The following is a 534-nucleotide window of genomic DNA, read 5'->3' as shown; positions in this document are numbered from 1 at the left end:
GCTGCCGGGTTCCATGATCAAGAACGAGCGCCTGAAGTTCCTGTGCCGGGACCAGCGCCTGCGCGTGGAGAACAGCACGACCGTGTGGACCACCGAGTTCGAGCAGGGCCAGGAGATCGTGGTCCCGCTCAAGAACCAGGACGGCCAGTACGTGGCGGACGAGCGGACCCTCGACGCCCTCGAGGCCGAGGGCCGCGTGGTCTTCCGCTACGTCGGGTGCAACCCCAACGGGTCCCGGCGGGACATCGCCGGGATCTGCAACGCCGGCGGCAACGTGGTGGGCCTCATGCCGCACCCCGAGCACGCGGTCGAGCCGGGCTTCGGCGCGGACTCCTCGGCCTCCGGCGAGGTCGGCATGCGCGACGGCACGGACGGGCTGGGCCTGTTCGTCTCCGCCCTCAAGGCACTGGTCAAGTAAGGGACACCGAGCACTCCATGAGCGACAAGCACTTCAACCTGGACACCGTCGAGCACGCGACGGCCACCCCCGACACCGAGCTGCCCTGGGCCGAGCTGGGCCTCAAGGACAACGAG

Annotated in this window: 1 protein-coding gene; it reads left to right on the top strand. The window is 69.3% G+C overall.

The genetic code is table 11. The features are described from left to right. A partial coding sequence (locus RF646_RS13445) for a phosphoribosylformylglycinamidine synthase subunit PurQ (RefSeq protein ID WP_368836244.1) occupies positions 1 to 418 on the top strand: 418 nt, incomplete at its 5' end. Positions 419 to 534 lie beyond the last annotated feature (116 nt).

Origin of the sequence: Kocuria sp. CPCC 205261, assembly GCF_040981025.1 — a bacterium.
Lineage (GTDB): Bacteria > Actinomycetota > Actinomycetes > Actinomycetales > Micrococcaceae > Kocuria > Kocuria marina.
The sequence above is the reverse complement of the archived record's forward strand: the minus strand, read 5'-3'. Positions and strand labels throughout refer to the sequence as shown.